The organism is Gangjinia marincola (assembly GCF_039523415.1).
Classification (GTDB): domain Bacteria; phylum Bacteroidota; class Bacteroidia; order Flavobacteriales; family Flavobacteriaceae; genus Gangjinia; species Gangjinia marincola.
This window is the reverse complement of sequence record NZ_BAAAFG010000002.1, coordinates 1-20,510: the sequence shown is the minus strand read 5'-3', so window position 1 is coordinate 20,510 and position 20,510 is coordinate 1. Positions and strand designations below refer to the sequence as shown.

General features: G+C 38.6%; 11 protein-coding genes. 10 read left to right on the top strand and 1 reads right to left on the bottom strand.

Annotation, left to right across the window (positions count from 1 at the left end):
- The first annotated feature begins 113 nt into the window (after positions 1-113).
- The 9 genes from secE (at position 114) to ABD000_RS01530 (ending at position 11,828) form a co-directional block, all read left to right on the top strand.
- Positions 114-311, top strand: a complete 198-nt coding sequence (secE, locus tag ABD000_RS01570) for a preprotein translocase subunit SecE (protein WP_343762939.1) — start codon at positions 114-116, stop codon at positions 309-311.
- 13 nt (positions 312-324) lie between these two features.
- Positions 325-876 carry a transcription termination/antitermination protein NusG gene (gene nusG / locus ABD000_RS01565; protein WP_343763989.1) on the top strand — a complete coding sequence of 184 codons (552 nt, stop codon included), beginning with the start codon at positions 325-327 and terminating at the stop codon, positions 874-876.
- A gap of 81 nt (positions 877-957) precedes the next feature.
- Positions 958-1,398, top strand: coding sequence for a 50S ribosomal protein L11 (gene rplK, locus ABD000_RS01560; RefSeq protein WP_343762937.1), 441 nt, complete (start codon positions 958-960; stop codon positions 1,396-1,398).
- Positions 1,399-1,419: 21 nt separating this feature from the next.
- Complete coding sequence (gene rplA, locus ABD000_RS01555) at positions 1,420-2,121, top strand: 50S ribosomal protein L1 (protein ID WP_343762934.1); 702 nt, start codon at positions 1,420-1,422, stop codon at positions 2,119-2,121.
- Between the two features lie 3 nt (positions 2,122-2,124).
- Positions 2,125-2,646, top strand: a complete 522-nt coding sequence (gene rplJ, locus ABD000_RS01550) for a 50S ribosomal protein L10 (RefSeq protein WP_343762930.1) — start codon at positions 2,125-2,127, stop codon at positions 2,644-2,646.
- A gap of 51 nt (positions 2,647-2,697) precedes the next feature.
- Entirely contained in the window at positions 2,698-3,075 is a 378-nt protein-coding gene (gene rplL, locus ABD000_RS01545; RefSeq protein WP_343762927.1) for a 50S ribosomal protein L7/L12, read from the top strand.
- A 182-nt stretch (positions 3,076-3,257) separates the two neighbouring features.
- Complete coding sequence (rpoB, locus tag ABD000_RS01540) at positions 3,258-7,070, top strand: DNA-directed RNA polymerase subunit beta (protein ID WP_343762925.1); 3,813 nt, start codon at positions 3,258-3,260, stop codon at positions 7,068-7,070.
- Positions 7,071-7,142: 72 nt separating this feature from the next.
- Positions 7,143-11,453 carry a DNA-directed RNA polymerase subunit beta' gene (gene rpoC / locus ABD000_RS01535; protein WP_343762923.1) on the top strand — a complete coding sequence of 1,437 codons (4,311 nt, stop codon included), beginning with the start codon at positions 7,143-7,145 and terminating at the stop codon, positions 11,451-11,453.
- 57 nt (positions 11,454-11,510) lie between these two features.
- Entirely contained in the window at positions 11,511-11,828 is a 318-nt protein-coding gene (locus ABD000_RS01530) for a DUF3467 domain-containing protein (RefSeq protein WP_343762921.1), read from the top strand.
- Positions 11,829-12,007: 179 nt separating this feature from the next.
- On the opposite strand, the gene ABD000_RS01525 is transcribed toward ABD000_RS01530, so the two are convergent.
- Entirely contained in the window at positions 12,008-13,597 is a 1,590-nt protein-coding gene (locus tag ABD000_RS01525) for a peptide chain release factor 3 (protein ID WP_343762919.1), read from the bottom strand.
- Between the two features lie 390 nt (positions 13,598-13,987).
- Between ABD000_RS01525 and ABD000_RS01520 the strand changes: the two genes are divergently transcribed.
- The coding region (locus ABD000_RS01520; RefSeq protein ID WP_343762917.1) for a choice-of-anchor Q domain-containing protein at positions 13,988-20,510 on the top strand (6,523 nt) is incomplete at its 3' end.

The following is a 20,510-nucleotide window of genomic DNA, read 5'->3' as shown; positions in this document are numbered from 1 at the left end:
TCCCGAAGTATTGGGATATGCTTTAAGATTATATACTGAGTGTGCTTAAATTAATTAGGTTAATCTCATAGTATTACGATAAAATAGAAAGTAGAATTTCTGATTAAAACAAAATGGCTGGAATTACAACATACGTACAAGAATCATACAATGAGTTAAAGAATCATGTAACATGGCCAACATTTGCAGAGGCACAACGTCTATCTGTAGTGGTGCTTTTGTTTTCTGTGATATTTTCATTAGCTATTTGGGGTGTTGACACTGTGTTTAGTAATGTTATTGAGCAGTACTTTAAGTGGGTTAAATCATAAACGTTCCTAGGTGATGGTAGAAGAGAATACAAAAAAATGGTACGTTGTTCGGTCTGTAAGTGGGCAAGAGAATAAGATTAAGGACTATATCGAACGTGAGATTTCTCACCATGGTTTAGAAGATAATATCGATCAAATTCTTGTACCTACTGAAAAGGTAATACAAATTAGAAACGGAAAGAAGATTCATAAAGAACGTGTTTACTTTCCGGGGTATATTATGATTCAAGCCAATCTTGAAGGAGAGGTTCCTCATATTATCAAAGGAATCAATGGGGTGATTGGTTTTCTAGGAGAAACAAAAGGAGGAGATCCTGTGCCACTTAGAAGAACAGAAGTAAACCGAATGTTAGGTAAAGTAGATGAATTGTCTATTAAAGAGGACAGTATTGCTATACCATATACAATTGGTGAAACCGTAAAAGTGATTGATGGGCCATTTAATGGATTCAACGGTACGGTTGAGAAAGTGAATGAAGAAAAACGCAAGCTTGAAGTGATGGTAAAAATTTTCGGAAGAAAAACGCCATTAGAGCTTAGTTACATGCAAGTAGAAAAAGTTTAATAAGTAGACTGTTACGCTATATATATCGGATTGATTTTATTGCTTCCACTGTAAAATCCTTCCACCTTAAAAATTAGAAAAATGGCAAAAGAAGTAGGTAAGGTTGTAAAACTACAAGTAAGAGGAGGGGCAGCAAACCCGTCTCCACCTGTAGGTCCGGCTTTAGGTGCTGCTGGTGTTAATATCATGGAGTTCTGTAAGCAGTTTAACGCGAGGACTCAAGATAAAGCTGGTAAAGTTTTACCGGTTGTAATTACAGTATATAAAGACAAATCTTTTGATTTTGTAATTAAAACACCACCCGCAGCGGTACAGATTTTAGAAGCTACCAAAACGAAAAAAGGTTCTGGTGAACCAAACCGTAAAAAAGTAGCTACAATTTCTTGGGACCAAGTAAGAACAATCGCTGAAGATAAGATGCAGGACTTAAATGCCTTTACGGTAGAATCTGCTATGAGAATGGTTGCAGGAACTGCACGTTCTATGGGAGTTAACGTAAAAGGTGGTCAAGCACCTGCGTAATTCAAAAAAAAGAATTTAGAAATGGCAAAATTAACTAAAAAGCAAAAAGAGACACACGCAAAGGTGGACAATACCAAGTCGTATACCGTTGCTGAAGCTTCTGCTTTGATTAAGGAGATTTCTAAGGCAAACTTTGACCCTTCAGTTGATCTTGCAGTACGTTTGAATGTTGATCCGCGTAAAGCAGATCAAATGGTAAGAGGAGTAGTTTCTCTACCACACGGTACTGGTAAAGATGTAAAAGTATTAGCACTTGTTACTCCAGATAAGGAAGACGAGGCTAAGGAAGCTGGAGCTGATTACGTTGGCTTAGATGAATACCTTGATAAAATAAAAGGCGGTTGGACAGATGTTGATGTGATCATCACCATGCCAAGCGTAATGGGTAAATTAGGCCCGCTAGGACGTATTTTAGGTCCACGTGGATTAATGCCTAACCCCAAGACAGGAACAGTTACTATGGATGTTGCTAAAGCAGTAACAGATGTTAAGGCTGGTAAAATTGACTTTAAAGTAGATAAGACGGGTATTGTACATGCCGCTGTTGGAAAAGCATCTTTTGATGCTGATAAAATTGCAGGTAACGCAAGAGAGCTTATTACTACGCTGGTAAAGCTTAAGCCGCAAACTTCAAAAGGGGTTTACATCAAGAGCATTTACATGTCAAGCACCATGAGCCCAAGTATTGAAATAGACACTAAAAATTTTGCAGTAAACCCATAAGTTATGACTAGAGAAGAAAAAGCTAGAGTAATAGAAGACTTAACTGCAACATTAAAAGATACAGATGCAATTTACCTTGCAGATATATCTGGTCTAGATGCTGGAACTACATCTAACTTACGTCGTGCTTGTTTTAAAGCAAACGTAAAGATGTCTGTAGTTAAAAATACCTTGCTTGAAAAAGCGATGGAAAGTTCAGACAAAGATTTTGGAGAACTTCCTACGGTATTAAAAGGAAACACCTCTTTAATGATCTCAGAAACCGGTAATGCACCGGCGAAAGTGATCAAAGAATTTAGAAAAAAATCCGAACGTCCTATTTTAAAAGGAGCTTACATTGAAGAAGCTTTATTTTACGGGGATGATTCTCTTGAAACATTGGCCAGCCTTAAATCTAAGGATGAGCTTGTTGGAGATATCATTGGATTATTACAATCTCCTGCTAAAAACGTTATCAGCGCCCTTAAATCAGGTGGCGGAACGCTTGCAGGAATTCTTAAAACACTTTCTGAAAAGGAAGGATAAATTAGTACGCACTCAATTATTTATATTACAATTTTATTAAAACGATAGAAAATGGCAGATTTAAAAGATTTTGCAGAACAATTAGTTAACCTTACGGTTAAAGAAGTTAGCGAATTAGCTGACATCTTAAAAGATGAATATGGTATCGAACCTGCTGCTGCAGCTGTAGCTGTAGCTGGTGGTGGAGCTGCTGGTGGTGGCGAAGCTGCAGAGGAGCAATCAGAATTTGATGTAATCCTTAAAGCAGCTGGTGCTTCTAAATTAGCAGTTGTTAAACTTGTGAAAGAATTGACAGGTTTAGGTCTTAAAGATGCTAAAGAATTAGTTGATGGTGCTCCTAACCCAGTAAAAGAAGGAGTTGCTAAAGACGAAGCTGAAGCACTTAAAGCACAATTAGAAGAAGCAGGAGCAGAGGTTGAGCTTAAGTAAGCTTAACACCTGTATACAGTAAGGTTTAGACCTCAGGATTAAACGCCTTGAGGTCTAGACCATTTTGCGTATATACGCATACCCCTTAAAGGTGCTTTAAAAAGTACTCTTTTGATAGAAGTTCTATTTCAATTAAAGCCTATCATGACAGGTCATGATAGCAACATAAATTTCGACGATCGATGTTAGATATGCAAAAAGAACGTTTCAATTTCTCTTCAGTCCAAAATAAACCAGACTATCCGGATTTTCTTGATATCCAAATCAAGTCATTCCAGGATTTTTTCCAGTTAGAAACTAAAACTGATGAGAGAAACCAAGAAGGATTGTACAACACCTTCATGGAAAATTTCCCGATTACAGATACACGTAATCAATTTGTCCTAGAGTTTTTAGACTATTTTGTTGATCCACCACGTTACAGCATTCAAGAATGTATTGAGCGAGGTTTGACCTACAGCGTTCCATTAAAAGCGCGTCTTAAACTGTACTGTACAGACCCAGAACACGAAGATTTTGAAACCATCGTACAAGATGTGTACCTTGGTGTGATTCCATATATGACTCCAAGTGGTACATTTTGTATCAATGGAGCAGAGCGTGTCGTAGTTTCTCAATTACACCGTTCACCAGGGGTATTCTTTGGTCAGTCATTTCACGCGAATGGAACCAAATTATATTCTGCCAGAGTAATTCCATTTAAAGGATCATGGATTGAATTCGCGACAGACATCAATAATGTGATGTATGCCTATATCGATCGTAAAAAGAAATTACCGGTTACAACACTTTTCCGTGCAATTGGATTTGAGCGCGATAAAGATATTTTAGAGATTTTTGACCTTGCGGAAGAAATCAAAGTTTCTAAAACCGGCTTAAAGAAATACTTAGGTAGAAAACTTGCCGCACGTGTGCTAAATACGTGGTATGAAGATTTTGTAGATGAAGATACTGGTGAGGTAGTTTCTATTGAGCGTAATGAAATTGTATTAGATCGGGATACTGTGCTTGAAAAAGAGCATATTGAAGAAATTCTTGAAACAGGAACAAAAACAATCCTGCTTCATAAAGAAGATAACTCTTCAGGTGACTATGCGATTATTCATAATACTCTACAAAAAGATCCAACGAATTCAGAAAAAGAAGCTGTTGAGCATATCTATCGTCAATTGCGTAATGCTGAACCGCCAGATGAGGAAACTGCAAGAGGTATTATTGATAAATTATTCTTCTCTGATCAACGCTACAATTTAGGTGAAGTTGGTCGTTATAGAATGAATAAAAAATTAGGTCTTGATATTGCTATGGACAAGCAAGTGCTTACCAAAGAAGATATCATTACCATCATTAAGTATCTTATTGAGCTTATCAATTCTAAAGCAGAAATTGATGATATTGATCACTTATCTAACCGTCGTGTTAGAACAGTAGGTGAGCAATTATCACAGCAGTTTGGAGTTGGATTAGCGCGTATGGCCAGAACAATTCGTGAGCGTATGAATGTACGTGATAACGAGGTGTTCACACCAATAGATTTGATCAATGCAAAGACCTTGTCTTCGGTTATCAATTCCTTCTTTGGAACAAACCAGCTTTCTCAATTTATGGATCAAACCAATCCATTAGCAGAGATCACACACAAGCGTAGACTTTCCGCTTTAGGACCTGGTGGACTTTCACGAGAAAGAGCAGGATTTGAGGTACGAGATGTTCATTTTACGCACTACGGTAGACTTTGTCCTATTGAAACGCCTGAAGGTCCAAACATTGGACTAATCTCTTCTTTAGCAGTATACGCTAAGGTAAATAGTATGGGCTTCATTGAGACGCCTTACCGTCATGTAAAAGATGGTAAATTAGATACAGATACTCCTCCGGTATATCTATCGGCAGAAGAAGAAGAAGAGCAATTAATCGCTCAGGCGAATATTCCGTTAGGAAAAAACAATAAAATTGATACGGAACGTGTAATTGCACGTATGGAAGGGGACTTCCCGGTTGTTGAGCCAAGTACGGTAAGTTATGCAGACGTTGCGCCTAATCAGATTGCGTCAATTTCAGCATCACTTATTCCATTTTTAGAGCATGATGATGCAAACCGTGCGTTGATGGGATCAAACATGATGCGCCAGGCGGTACCTTTATTACGTACAGACTCTCCAATTGTAGGAACAGGTCTTGAGCGTCAAGTAGCTTCAGACTCAAGAGTACTTATAAATGCCGAAGGACCTGGAGTAGTAGAATATGTAGATTCTCAAAAGGTAACAATCAAGTATGATCGTAGCGATGATGATCGATTAGTGTCGTTTGATGATGACTCTAAAACATATAATCTTATAAAATTCAGAAAAACAAATCAGGGAACTTCGATCAACCTGAAACCAATTGTAAATGTTGGAGATCGAGTTGAGAAGAACCAGGTGCTTTGTGAGGGATATGCTACCCAAAAAGGTGAACTTGCTTTAGGTAGAAATATGAAAGTTGCCTTTATGCCTTGGAAGGGATATAACTTTGAGGATGCGATTGTGATTTCTGAAAAAGTGGTGCGTGAAGACGTATTTACATCTATTCACATTGATGAATACTCCCTTGAGGTAAGAGATACTAAATTAGGTAATGAGGAATTGACGAATGACATTCCTAACGTTTCTGAAGAGGCTACAAAAGATCTGGATGAACATGGAATGATTCGTATTGGTGCCGAAGTTAATCCAGGAGATATATTAATTGGAAAAATTACTCCAAAAGGAGAAAGTGATCCAACTCCTGAAGAAAAACTACTTCGTGCTATATTTGGTGATAAAGCAGGCGATGTGAAAGATGCATCTTTGAAAGCCTCACCATCACTTAACGGTGTGGTAATTGATAAAAAACTTTTTGCCAGAGCAATCAAAGATAAGCGCAAAAGAGCTCAGGATAAAGAGGATATCGCACGATTAGAGTCAGAATATGTAGCGAAATTTACCGAATTGAAAGATCGATTAGTTGAAAAACTTTTTGCGATTGTTAGCGGTAAAACATCACAGGGAGTTCAAAATGATTTAGGTGAAGATGTTCTTCCAAAAGGGAAGAAATTTACCCTTAAGATGTTGAATTCTGTAGATGACTACGCTCACTTGACTAATGGTAAATGGACTACTGATGAAGCTACAAATAAAATGGTAGCAGATCTGTTGCACAATTATAAGATTAAGGAGAATGATCTTCAAGGTAATCTAAGAAGGGAGAAATTTACGATCTCTGTTGGAGATGAGCTCCCTGCTGGTATTCTTAAACTTGCTAAAGTGTATATCGCTAAAAAGCGTAAACTTAAAGTAGGGGACAAAATGGCGGGACGCCACGGAAACAAAGGTATAGTTGCCCGTATCGTTCGTCAAGAAGATATGCCATTCTTAGAAGATGGAACTCCTGTTGATATCGTACTTAATCCACTTGGTGTACCATCTCGGATGAACATTGGACAGATTTATGAAACCGTATTAGGTTGGGCCGGTCAAAAACTAGGAACTAAATATGCGACACCAATTTTTGATGGTGCATCCATTGATGAAATCAATAAATTGACTGATGAAGCCGGTATCCCACAATATGGACATACTTATCTGTATGATGGAGGAACGGGAGAGCGTTTCCACCAACCTGCAACAGTAGGTGTGATATATATGCTTAAGCTAGGTCATATGGTAGATGATAAGATGCACGCGCGTTCTATTGGACCATACTCTTTGATTACGCAACAACCTTTAGGTGGTAAAGCACAGTTTGGAGGTCAACGTTTTGGAGAGATGGAGGTTTGGGCACTAGAGGCCTATGGAGCATCAGCAACATTGCGTGAGATTCTTACGGTAAAATCAGATGATGTAATTGGTAGAGCTAAGACCTATGAATCAATCGTAAAAGGTGAGCCAATGCCAGAACCTGGATTACCAGAATCATTCAACGTATTGATGCATGAACTTAAAGGTCTAGGCCTAGATTTGAGATTAGAAGAATAAATTCAGCGTATAGTCTACCTTCGTAGCATTTAACTGCGACTGTAGACTACCACTGATAACTGAATAAAAGACATGGCGAGAAATAATAATAAAAACGAAGTAAAGAAATTTAATAAAATTTCTATTGGACTGGCTTCTCCAGAGTCGATTCTTGCAGAATCAAGAGGGGAAGTTTTAAAGCCTGAAACAATAAACTATCGTACACACAAGCCAGAACGTGACGGGTTATTCTGTGAGCGTATCTTTGGTCCTGTAAAGGATTATGAGTGTGCTTGTGGCAAGTATAAGCGTATTCGTTACAAAGGAATCGTGTGTGATCGATGTGGGGTAGAGGTAACAGAAAAGAAAGTACGTCGGGATCGTGTTGGACATATTAATCTTGTGGTTCCTGTAGCGCACATCTGGTACTTTAGATCTTTACCTAACAAATTAGGATACTTATTAGGTCTTCCTTCTAAAAAGCTTGATATGATTATCTACTACGAACGTTACGTAGTGATTCAGCCGGGTATTGCGAAGAATGAAGAAGGAGAGCCCGTGAAGGAAATGGATTTCTTGACTGAAGAGGAATATTTAAATATATTAGATAGTCTTCCGCAAGAAAATCTTTACCTAGATGATTCTGATCCAAATAAATTCATCGCTAAGATGGGTGCGGATTGTTTGATCGAATTACTGAAGCGTTTAGACTTAGATAGTCTTTCGTATGATTTAAGACATAAAGCAAATAACGAAACCAGTAAACAGCGTAAGACAGAAGCATTAAAACGTCTGCAGGTGGTTGAAGCACTTCGTGATGCAAATAAAAATAGAGAGAACAACCCTGAGTGGATGATCATGAAAGTGGTTCCCGTAATTCCGCCAGAGTTACGTCCATTAGTGCCGCTTGATGGAGGTCGTTTTGCGACTTCAGATTTAAATGATTTATACCGTAGAGTAATTATACGTAACAATCGTTTAAAGCGTTTGATTGAAATCAAGGCGCCAGAGGTGATTTTACGTAATGAAAAGCGTATGCTTCAGGAGTCTGTGGATTCTTTGTTTGACAACACCCGTAAATCTTCGGCTGTAAAAACAGAATCTAACAGACCTCTTAAATCACTTTCAGATTCATTAAAAGGGAAACAAGGTCGTTTCCGTCAAAACTTATTAGGAAAGCGTGTGGATTATTCGGCACGTTCAGTTATTGTTGTAGGACCAGAATTGAAATTGTTTGAGTGTGGTCTTCCTAAAAACATGGCAGCAGAGCTATATAAGCCCTTTGTCATAAGAAAACTTATTGAGCGTGGTATTGTTAAGACTGTAAAATCTGCTAAGAAAATCATAGACCGTAGAGAGCCTGTGGTTTGGGATATCTTAGAGAACGTAATTAAAGGTCACCCGGTATTGTTAAACCGTGCACCAACGCTTCACCGTTTAGGGATACAAGCGTTTCAGCCGAAACTTATTGAAGGTAAAGCGATTCAATTACATCCATTGGTATGTACTGCATTTAATGCGGATTTTGATGGGGATCAAATGGCGGTTCACTTACCATTAGGACCAGAGGCAATATTAGAGTCTCAGTTATTAATGCTGGCTTCTCATAATATTCTTAATCCTGCCAATGGATCACCGGTAACGGTGCCATCTCAGGATATGGTACTTGGATTATACTACATGACTAAAGAGCGCTCTTCTACTAAAGAAGTGCCAATTCTAGGAGAAGGTCTTACCTTTTATAGTCCAGAAGAAGTGGTTATCGCCTACAATGAGCAGCGCGTTGATCTTAATGCTAAGATCAAGTGTAGAACCATGGACTTTAATGAAGAAGGAGAGCTTACGCGTCAAATCATTGATACTACAGTAGGTCGTGTTTTACTAAATGAAATCGTACCTGAAAAAGCCGGATTCGTCAATCAGGTATTGACTAAAAAATCGTTACGTGATATCATTGGTGATATTTTAAAAGTAACCGATGTTCCTACAACGGCAGACTTTTTAGATAAGATGAAAACCTACGGATATCAGTTTGCTTTCCAAGGTGGTTTGTCCTTTAGTTTAGGAGATATTATTATCCCTAAAGAAAAACAAGATTTGATTGATGAGGCCAATGAAAAAGTAGACGGCATCACCGGAAACTATAACATGGGGCTTATTACAAATAATGAGCGTTATAATCAGGTGATTGATATTTGGACTTCGACCAATGCAGAGTTGACAGAATTGTCAATGAAGCGTATTAGAGAAGATCAGCAAGGCTTTAATTCAGTATTTATGATGCTTGACTCTGGTGCAAGGGGTTCTAAAGAACAGATTCGCCAGTTAACCGGTATGCGTGGATTGATGGCTAAGCCTAAAAAATCAAACTCTGGTGGAGGTGAAATTATTGAGAATCCTATTCTTTCTAACTTTAAAGAAGGACTTTCAATTCTCGAATATTTTATTTCTACACACGGTGCGCGTAAAGGACTTGCAGATACGGCGTTAAAAACGGCAGATGCAGGATATTTAACTCGTCGTTTAGTTGATGTCTCTCAAGATGTCATAGTAATCGATGAAGATTGTGATACGTTACGTGGTATTGAAGTATCACCGCTTAAAAAGAATGAAGAAGTCGTTGAAACTCTTGGTGAACGAGTAGTTGGCCGCGTGGCATTGAATGATGTGATCGCTCCCAGAACCGAAGAGGTAATTGTGCATGCAGGTGAAGAAATTACAGATGTTCAGGCAGCTAAAATCAATGCTTCAGTGATAGAAAGTATTGAAGTTCGTTCTCCATTAACCTGTGAGGCTAAGAAAGGTATTTGTGTTAAATGCTACGGAAGAAACCTTGCTACCGGTAAAACGGTACAGCGAGGTGAAGCGGTAGGGGTTGTTGCTGCTCAATCAATTGGTGAGCCGGGAACACAGTTAACCTTACGTACTTTCCACGTAGGTGGTATTGCCGGAAACATTTCTGAAGAGAACAAACTTATCTCAAAATTTGACGGTATCGTTGAGATTGAAGATTTAAGAACGGTGAAGGGAGAAGATACAGATGGGAATGCGGCAGATATCGTTATTTCTAGAACGTCTGAAGCTAAAATTGTCGATAAAAAGACCGGAATTGTGTTGAGTACCAATGTTATTCCTTACGGTTCACAGATTTTCGTAAAACCTGGCGATAAGGTGAAAAATGGTGAAGTGATTTGCCAGTGGGATCCTTACAACGGGGTTATTATTTCAGAATTTGCCGGTAAGGTGAAGTATGAAAATATTGAACAGGGAGTTACCTTCCAGGTTGAAATCGATGAACAAACCGGTTTCCAGGAGAAAGTAATTTCTGAAACCAGAGACAAGAAGAAAATACCTACACTGCTTATTTTAGGAAAGGGAGATGAAGTAATTCGCTCATATAACCTTCCTGTAGGTGCACATATTATGGTAGATGATGGCGACAAAATCAAAATCGGAAAAATCTTAGTGAAGATTCCACGTAAATCTGCCAAAGCAGGGGATATTACTGGAGGTTTGCCGCGTGTAACTGAATTATTTGAAGCACGTAATCCTTCTAATCCAGCGGTAGTAAGTGAGATCGATGGTGTAGTATCTTTTGGTAAAATTAAACGAGGTAACCGTGAGATCATCGTAGAATCTAAATTGGGAGAAGTTAAGAAGTACTTGGTTAAACTTTCTAATCAAATTCTTGTCCAAGAAAATGATTATGTAAGAGCAGGTATGCCTTTATCTGATGGTGCAGTTACGCCTAATGATATCTTAAACATCAAAGGACCAAGTGCTGTACAGCAGTACTTAGTAAATGAGGTGCAAGAGGTATATCGTTTACAAGGAGTGAAGATCAACGATAAGCATTTTGAGGTTGTCGTGAGACAAATGATGAGAAAAGTGAATATTCAGGATCCTGGAGATACTATTTTCTTAGAAAACCAATTGGTTCACAAGTCAGATTTCATTCAAGAAAATGATGAAATTTTCGGTAAAAAAGTGATTGAGGATGCTGGAGACAGTGAAAACTTGAAAGCTGGTCAAATCGTAACGGCACGTGAGCTTAGAGATGAAAATTCAATTTTACGTAGAGAAGATAAAAACCTTGCAACCGCAAGAGATGTACGACCTGCAACGGCTAAACCGGTATTACAGGGAATTACAAGAGCTTCATTACAAACTAAATCCTTTATATCTGCGGCTTCTTTCCAGGAAACTACTAAGGTATTAAATGAGGCTGCGGTGAGTGGTAAGATTGACAATCTTGAAGGTCTTAAAGAGAATGTTATTGTAGGGCATAAAATCCCAGCAGGAACGGGTATGAGAAACTTTGAAAACATCATTGTAGGCTCAAAACAGGAGTATGATGAGATGCTTGAGCATCACAAACAGCAAGAAGTAAACTACTCTTCTTAATTAAATATGTACAAAATCCCATCTCATAGATGGGATTTTGTTTTTAAATTATAATCTATGGCAGAAAAAGATAAAAAAGGAAAGCAAGGTCAAATCAATATAGAATTAGATCAAGCAATTGCAGAGGGAACCTACAGCAACTTAGCAATAATTAATCACTCTGTATCAGAGTTTGTGGTGGATTTTGTCAACATCATGCCTGGTGTACCCAAGAATAAAGTGAAATCCAGAATTATTCTTACTCCGCAACATGCAAAGCGTTTATTAAAAGCATTGGCAGATAATGTAAAGAAATTCGAAAATGCGCACGGCGAAATTAAAGACTACGAACGTCCTCCAATTCCATTAAATTTTGGTCCTACGGGACAAGCCTAAGACGATGCAACATAGAATAGATTTAAACTATAATCCGAATGTATTAATATAGCTTTCTATTATAAGAAAAAATAAAACCGCTCAAAATAATCTCTCTTGAGCGGTTTTTACTTTTTTTGCATGCACGTCATTACCATTTGCTTAGAAAAGGCGTAATAAAGGCTTAAAATTGATTTTTGCTATTTATATTCTGACGTAAGATGAAATTTTATAGACGGATATTTTTGCTGTGTCATCTGTAATGTAAATGGCGAATCAGCTAAGAAAACCAGTTGTCCTTTTTTATCTTTTGCCAAAAATTTATTTTTTACCCGTTTAAAATCTTTGAACTCTTCACTTTTAGGATTTTCAGGTTCAATCCAACAGGCTTTATGTACATTAAGGTTTTCATACGTACATTTGGCACCGTATTCATGTTCTAAACGGTATTGAATAACTTCATATTGGAGTGCTCCTACAGTACCTATAACTTTTCTTCCGTTTAATTCCAACGTAAATAATTGTGCTACACCTTCATCCATTAATTGATCAATCCCCTTATTCAACTGCTTGGATTTCATTGGGTCAGCATTATTAATGTATCTAAAATGCTCTGGTGAAAAACTGGGTATTCCTTTAAAATGTATTGCCTCTCCTTGTGTTAAGGTGTCTCCAATTTTAAAATTACCTGTATCGTGAAGACCCACAATATCTCCGGGATAAGACGTATCTACGATCTGTTTTTTTTCAGCAAAAAAAGCATTCGGACTACTAAATTTTAACTTTTTATCATGCCGCACATGTAAGTAGGGTACATTACGTTCAAATTTGCCTGAAACAATTTTAATGAAGGCAAGCCGATCTCTGTGTTTGGGATCCATGTTGGCATGTATCTTAAATACAAAACCACTAAAGTCTTTCTCATCGGGTTGTATGACACGTTCTGCACTTTGCTTAGGTCGAGGCGTTGGAGCTATTTTGACAAAGCAATCCAATAATTCCCGAACACCAAAATTGTTTAAAGCAGAGCCAAAAAATACAGGTTGTAGTGTTCCATCAAGGTATTCCTGTTGATTGAATTCTGGGTATATTCCCTGAACAAGTTCTATGTTCTCTCTTAATTGATCTGCAGTTTCTGTCCCTATTAACTCATCCAAAGATTTGTTAGATAGGTCTGAAATTTCTATAGTTTCTTCAATATTTTTTCTGCTATCTCCACTAAAGAGATTGACATTTTTTTCCCAAAGATTATAGATTCCTTTAAAGTCGTATCCCATACCAATAGGAAAGCTCAAAGGGGTGACGCGCAGATTTAGTTTCTGCTCTACTTCATCTAGAAGGTCAAAAGCGTCCTTACCTTCACGATCTAGTTTGTTGATAAACACGATCATAGGTATATTGCGCATGCGACAAACTTCTACTAGTTTTTCAGTTTGTTCTTCAACTCCTTTAGCCACATCGATCACTACAATCACACTATCTACAGCCGTGAGCGTTCTAAATGTATCCTCAGCAAAATCTTTGTGACCGGGTGTGTCAAGTATATTGATCTTAGTGCCTTCATATTCAAAAGCTAAAACAGATGTCGCCACAGAAATACCTCTCTGCCGTTCTATCTCCATAAAATCACTAGTTGCTCCCTTTTTAATTTTATTGGATTTGACGGCTCCTGCTTCTTGAATTGCTCCACCAAATAGAAGTAATTTTTCTGTCAGAGTTGTTTTTCCGGCATCCGGGTGAGAGATAATTCCAAAGGTTCTTCTTCGGGCAATTTCCTGAGTGAAGTTCATAATTATTGTTCCGTTAGGAGAAAAAATAAAGATGCAAATTTACAATTTAATGTGTTTTGATAGCAGTTATCTTATCAAGAAAACCAAGCTTAGAATTTCTACGTATGTATTTGGTATAAAGTTTGAAAACAACGATTTTGAATAGGATTAGTTTTGTTCAACTTCCTGTTTTTCTGTTAACAAGATTTTTAACAACTTGAACAAATAAGGAAACACTAACCTATGTATTATAGTATATTTAGGTAGATTTACGTCATAAAATTGCCCTTTATCGAGAACAGTTAAAATCAGTATAAATTTTATGAGTTGCTTTGCACTTCAAGTTGTAAATTTGAACTTGAAATAGGCTGATTTCGTTGGCGTTTCGCATTTTAAAAACATTGTCCTTTTATGGGAAAAACTACATTTGGATTATATATTTCTAATTTTTTTGGACTTATAAGAAGTACTCATGTCCTTGTATTGCTTCTTTTATCATCTCTAAGTTACTCAGCTACGTTTACGGTAACTAATACAAATGACGCTGGTCCCGGTTCTTTGAGAGATGCTATTAATCAAGCGAACGCAAATCCAGGTCTGGATATCATCGAATTTGATCTTTCTTTAGCGGGTCAAACTATTTTCTTAACTTCTGGTGTAATTACGGTTACAGATGATACTGTAATTAATGGGAATGACGTTCAAAGCATCATTTTAGATGGAGGATGGGATGGTATAAATAATAGTAACGTCGGAAGCCGAATTTTTATAACAGATTTAGGCAACACACCTCAAACAATTACTTTCAATTTTTTAACGTTCCAAAACGGTAACGCTGGCACTCAAGATGGTGGCGCAGATCCGGGTAATCCAGGATCAAACGGTGGGGCTATTTATGCAGAATACACAACATTCAATATTAATTTTTGTACGTTTAGAAATAACACGGGGAATGACGGTGGTGCTATTGAGGCTGAAGCTTCTAATTTCACGGTAACTTCTTCAACGTTTAATAATAATACAGCGCGGGATGATGGTGGTGCTTTTGATGTCGGTGCTTCGTCAACATTAGCCCTAGAAAATTGTACGTTTGCTTTTAATGAAACAGGTACTGGTGGTGCGGGGAATACTAATAATACTGGTGGTGTTTGCCGAATAGACGGGGATGCTACATTTGATCACTGTACATTTGCATATAATATTTCTCAAAGTATTGGAGCAATTCAGCAATCTGTTGGAGGAACGACAATAATTAGAAATTCACTCATTGTAGATAATGTAGATCGCAGTGGTAACGCCTCTAATTGCGGAGGCTCTGGAACCATAGTTGATGATGGAGGTAACTGGACCACCACTCCAGATGCTTGTGTTGGTTCTATGAATCAAGATAGCAATGCCAATATACGTTTGTCGACAATACTTACTAATAATGGTGGTCCTACACAAACGCTATCACTTCCCTGTAATTCTTCGGTACTTGATGCATTAACTGGTTCAACCTGCGGATCATCTGTAGGAGGCGTGGATCAAAGAGGAATAATACGAGGTTTTCTTTTAGAAAATTGTGAGCCAGGAGCCTTTGAAGTCTATAACTGCTTTATAGATAATGATTCAGATGGTGTTTTGGATATGGTAGATCTGGATGATGATAATGATGGTATTTTAGATACAGATGAAAATACTATTGGTGTAGACCCCAGTGGCGACAACGATAATGATGGTATTCCTAACTATTACGATGCTGATGATCAGGGGAATGGACTACCTTCAACTTGTACCGATGCAGATTCAGATGGTGTTTGTGATACGATATCTCCGGTTTTTGATAGTAATGGCGATAATATACCAGATCACTTTTCATTAGATAGCGACGGTGACGGTTGTAGTGATGCGAATGAGGCTTATGGTGATCCCAATGCAGATGGTGGTGATAGTGGTGTTTTTGGCATCGATCCCGCTACGGTCAATACAGATGGGACCGTTGTTGGAGCTTCTTATCCCGGTACTAATACGAATGTGACAACAAATTCTGCTGCAAATGTTTGTTCGTTTGAAGCAGATATTTCTATCGTCAAATCACTGGATAGCTTTATTGATAATGATGGGAGCGGGGATATAAGTCCTGGAGATTTCGTGACTTTTGCCATAACTGTAACGAATGATGGACCAGATGATGCATTTTTCTTGGAATTTACCGATACCTTTCCCGATGGATATGCTGGAATCACAGCGGTCAATCTGGGAGGGACAGTATCTGGTAATACGATTACATGGTCAAATCTTGCACTAGGCTCAGGCGGATCAGGTGATTTACTCTATACAGCAACCATAACTGCGACAGGGAACTATACCAATATAGCAGAATTACAGAGTAGTGCGGCTAATGATCCTGATAGTACACCTGGAAATGGCGATCCTACTGAAGATGATTATAGTAGCTTCACACTAACAGTGAATCCCGTAAGTGATTTAAGTCTTTCTAAAAATGGTGTAATAACCGTTGATGCAGATGGAAATGGCGGGATTAGTAATGGGGATACCATTGTTTTTGAAATTACTGTATTTAATGCCGGTCCAAATGATGCAACCGGTGTTGCAGTTGGTGACAATTTTCCAGATGGATACATCAATCCTGTAAATATAAGTAACGGCGGGGGAGCCGCTGGTAGTACTGTGATTTGGGGAGGTTTAACCATACCTGCGGGAGGTAATATAGTCTTGACATTTGAAGCCACCGCAACAGCAAGTGGCAATTATGAGAATTTTGCCGAAGTCGCGCTAAGCGATAATTTCGATCCAGATAGTAATCCAGATCCATCACCAGATACAGATCCACCTTCTCAAGATGATGAATCCAGTTTCACACCGGTTATTGTTCCAATTTCTGACCTTTCATTAGCAAAAACTGGAGTTTTAATAACTGATAATGACGGAACGGGAAACATAACAGCAGGAGATGTTGTTGAATTTACCATTACACTAGCCAATGCAGGGCCAGATTCTGCGACAGGGGTTCAGGTAACAGATACGTTTCCAGATGGATATACTGCGATAAGTTTCATAAATCCTACCGCTACAGTTGTTGCTAATGACATTATTTGGAATAGTCTTTCAGTTCCTTCGGGCGGGACTATTACATTGACCTACAGAGCGACTATTGCCCCCACAGGAAATTATACCAATGTGGCCGAGGTCACAGCCAGTGACAGTTTTGATCCTGATAGTCCACAAAATAATAATGTGTTAGCCGAAGATGATCAGGTAGAATTCACACCTACGGTTATTGATGTAAGTGATCTTCAAGTTTCAAAAACTTCTTTTCTTTCTCTTGATAATGACGGAAGCGGAAGCATATCTGCCGGTGATATTGTAACGTTCACAGTATCAATAGGAAATGTAGGTCCCAACGTGGCTACAAATGTAAGTCTAGGTGATACTGTACCAGATGGTTACACTAATATTACAGCGATCTCAAATGCCGGGACAGAGACAGGAAACCTCGTAACGTGGACTAATTTGACCATCCCCGTAGGAACCACACTAAGTCTAACATATGAAGCAGAAGTAACAGCTACAGGAAATTATACAAATTTCGCCGAAATTACGGCAGCTCCTCTTGATCCCGATTCCACACCAGATCCAACTCCAGATTCAGATGCTCCTGTTGAAGATGATGAAGCAAGCACCACTCCTGTTGTGGAACCGGTTAGTGATGTTGAAATAACAAAAGCATTAGACTCATTTAATGATCTCGACGGCAGTGGAAGTATTACTAGTGGTGATATTGTTACGTATACCATTACTGTAGTAAACAATGGACCAAATGTTGCCACCAGTATCATTGTTCAAGATACATATCCCACAGAAATTGTTTCTTTCACCGCACTGGGAGGAGGAACAGATAATGGCACTACAATCGCATGGACGATTTCCAGTTTAGGTGTTGGTTCCACTACAGTGTTAAGTTACTCTGCAGAGGTAGGTGTATCAGGAAACTACACCAATTTTGCTGAAGTAACCTTTGCAGATAACTTTGATCCTGATAGCTCACCAGATATTTCACCAGATACAGATGCTCCTTTAGAAGATGATGAGTCAAGTGTGTCCATAGTAGTGGAGAGCTTGAGTGATTTAAGCCTTGCTAAATCAGTAAATAATACGACACCATTAATCGGTGATACCATCATCTTTACGATACAAGTCACTAATGATGGGCCTAATGATTTACCTGCCGGAGCACAGGTAAGGGATAATTTACCAAGTGGATACACTTATGTTAGTGATGATTCTGGAGGAGCATATAATGCTGGTTCTGGGATATGGACTTTGCCGTCTATCCCTGGTGATGGTTCGTCTGTAAATCTTCAGATTACAGTTACAGTAGATGCATCAGGATTATATACAAATGAGGCTCAAATTGTTTCAAGTCCAAATAATGATCCCGATTCTACACCAAATAATAATATTTCTGGTGAGGATGATCAGGATGATGTAACACCTATCATTGATACAGATTTTGATGGAGATGGAATAGGAGATAGTACAGATTTGGATGACGACAACGACGGAATTCCTGATATTGTGGAGAATCCATGTCGCGCGGCTTTCGATTTCACGACATCTTCACAGGGATGGTATACGATTAATAATAATAATAATGGTGCGGTATTTTCAAATCCTTCATCCAATTCTACCGATGGTGTTACAGCAAATGTTGGTTGTCTAATAAGTGTCACTGGTGCTGCTAATGCAAATATTGCAGGCGCAAGCCCTTCAGGAACAAATTATTTAGTGGATGCAGATCCCATTGGGGGAACAACCTATGTGAGGAGTCCCAATTTTGGTGGTGTTGATTTTAGTTCTAATATAGGCGGAACATTTACGTGGGATTATTATAATTATCGCGTTGGTTTTACCGGCAATCCGGGATGGTTCAGTGGCGGATTAAATATATTTTTCTATGACACCAATGGTAATTTTGTAACTGCAAATCAGGCTGTATCAGCAGCTGATTTGGCAAATTTTGAAAACGGTTTTTGGAATAGCTATTCATTAAACATTGATGATGCTACATTTTCAGGAACACTTGCTGATTTGACGAATGTATTATCTGATTTACAATACATTAGTTTACAGGTTGAGTATATCAACGGGGGTAACACAGGGAATTGTGCAGATGTTGAATATTACGCTGTAGATAATATTCAATTTTCTGGAAATTTATTGTGTGACAATGACACTGATAATGATGGTATACCAGATTTTCAGGATTTGGATAGTGATAACGATGGTATATACGACGCAGTTGAAGCAGGTCATGGAGCGTCCCAGACTAATGGTATAGTAGACGGTGCTGTTGGAGCTAATGGTTTGCCAGATGCGGTAGAAACTACCGTGGATAGTGGTTTGATCGACTATTTTGTAGCAGATACTGACACAAATGGTGATCCGGATTATTTAGATCTGGACAGTGATGATGATGGTTGTAGTGATGCGAATGAGGCATACGTTAGTCCGGTAGCCGATGGCGGAGATGGCGGAGAATTCGGTACGGGTTCACCGCCGCCCACTAATCCTGACGGTACCGTTATTGGAGCTTCATATCCTGGAACCAATGTGGCTACAATAACAAGCGCCATTACGACTGCTTGTGATCCTTTTTCAGACTTAGAAGTTAATAAAACAGGTCCTGCTAGTGCAGAGATTGGTGATAACATAACATTTACGATCACCGTAACTAACGCAGGTCCCGAGGATCTGCCTTTATTCACCGCTGAACTAACCGATATTTTGCCTTCGGGATATACATTCGTTAATGCAGTTCCTAGCGGCGGAACATATGATAGCGGGACAGGTGTTTGGTCATTACCGGCAATAGCTTCGGGAGATTTTGCAGAATTAGATATTACTGCAACCATAAACTTTTTTGGGGATTATACTAATGTCGCTGAGATCACTTCAAGCACTTTCTTCGATCCCGATTCAACTCCAGATAATGATGATATTACTGAAGATGATCAGGATGATTTTACGCCCTCAATTTTTTCAGACTTTGATAATGATGGAGTAAATGATGACGTAGACGTCGATGATGACAATGATGGAATTTTAGATACGGTAGAATGTGGTGAGGCAGAAATATGGGAAACTGGAGGTAGTACTTCAGGCACAGGAAATCAAACAGCACTTTTAAATTCAAACGTTGGGGCTACTAGTGTAACCATCTCAACGACAGGAGGATTATTTGATGCAAATGGAAATAATGACTACATAGAATTCAACGAACGTGCTGCTAATAATGGAACGTTTACAGTAAGTTTTGCAGATCCTGTAACCAATCTCAAATTCTATATTCGCGATTTTGGTCGTAGATCATCTTCAACTGCTCGTCTGGGTAATTTTAGTGTTACCTTAAATAACGGTACAGTCATCAACAATGTCAACTTTGATGTATTAGCAACGACGGAAGATTTTGCAGGTGCAGGAGGTGGTAATACTGAAATAGTAGAGAAGTTTCAGCTAAGCGGGATAAATTATATTCAGGATCCAACGACTAATGGCGGTGATAACGAAGCTTACGGCTTACTTGATTTCCCTGCATTTCAAAACATCACAGATTCTGATCTTGCCGTTTCATCATTGACATTTGAATTTTCAGGAGGAGACGGTGAGAATGTGGCACAATTTGGAATCAAGGCGGCTGTTGCGGTAGATACAGATGGTGATGGTATTTTAGATTGTTTTGATTTGGATAGCGATAATGATGGATGTAGTGATGCTAATGAGGCGTATAATGATCCCAATGCAGATGGAGGCGATGGAGGTGCTTACGGCACAGGCAATCCACCTGCAACCAATGCAGATGGTAGTGTAGTCGCAGCGAGTTATCCTGGAACGAATAGTACGGTTACTGATGCTTCTATATCTACTGCAT

Bases quoted from the DNA above. Each gene is read 5' to 3' on its own strand.
- rpoC (WP_343762923.1), top strand. From the start codon at position 7,143: ATGGCGAGAAATAATAATAAAAACGAAGTAAAGAAATTTAATAAAATT.
- ABD000_RS01530 (WP_343762921.1), top strand. From the start codon at position 11,511: ATGGCAGAAAAAGATAAAAAAGGAAAGCAAGGTCAAATCAATATAGAA.
- secE (WP_343762939.1), top strand. From the start codon at position 114: ATGGCTGGAATTACAACATACGTACAAGAATCATACAATGAGTTAAAG.
- rplA (WP_343762934.1), top strand. From the start codon at position 1,420: ATGGCAAAATTAACTAAAAAGCAAAAAGAGACACACGCAAAGGTGGAC.
- nusG (WP_343763989.1), top strand. From the start codon at position 325: ATGGTAGAAGAGAATACAAAAAAATGGTACGTTGTTCGGTCTGTAAGT.
- ABD000_RS01525 (WP_343762919.1), bottom strand. From the start codon at position 13,597: ATGAACTTCACTCAGGAAATTGCCCGAAGAAGAACCTTTGGAATTATC.
- rplK (WP_343762937.1), top strand. From the start codon at position 958: ATGGCAAAAGAAGTAGGTAAGGTTGTAAAACTACAAGTAAGAGGAGGG.
- rplL (WP_343762927.1), top strand. From the start codon at position 2,698: ATGGCAGATTTAAAAGATTTTGCAGAACAATTAGTTAACCTTACGGTT.
- rpoB (WP_343762925.1), top strand. From the start codon at position 3,258: ATGTTAGATATGCAAAAAGAACGTTTCAATTTCTCTTCAGTCCAAAAT.
- rplJ (WP_343762930.1), top strand. From the start codon at position 2,125: ATGACTAGAGAAGAAAAAGCTAGAGTAATAGAAGACTTAACTGCAACA.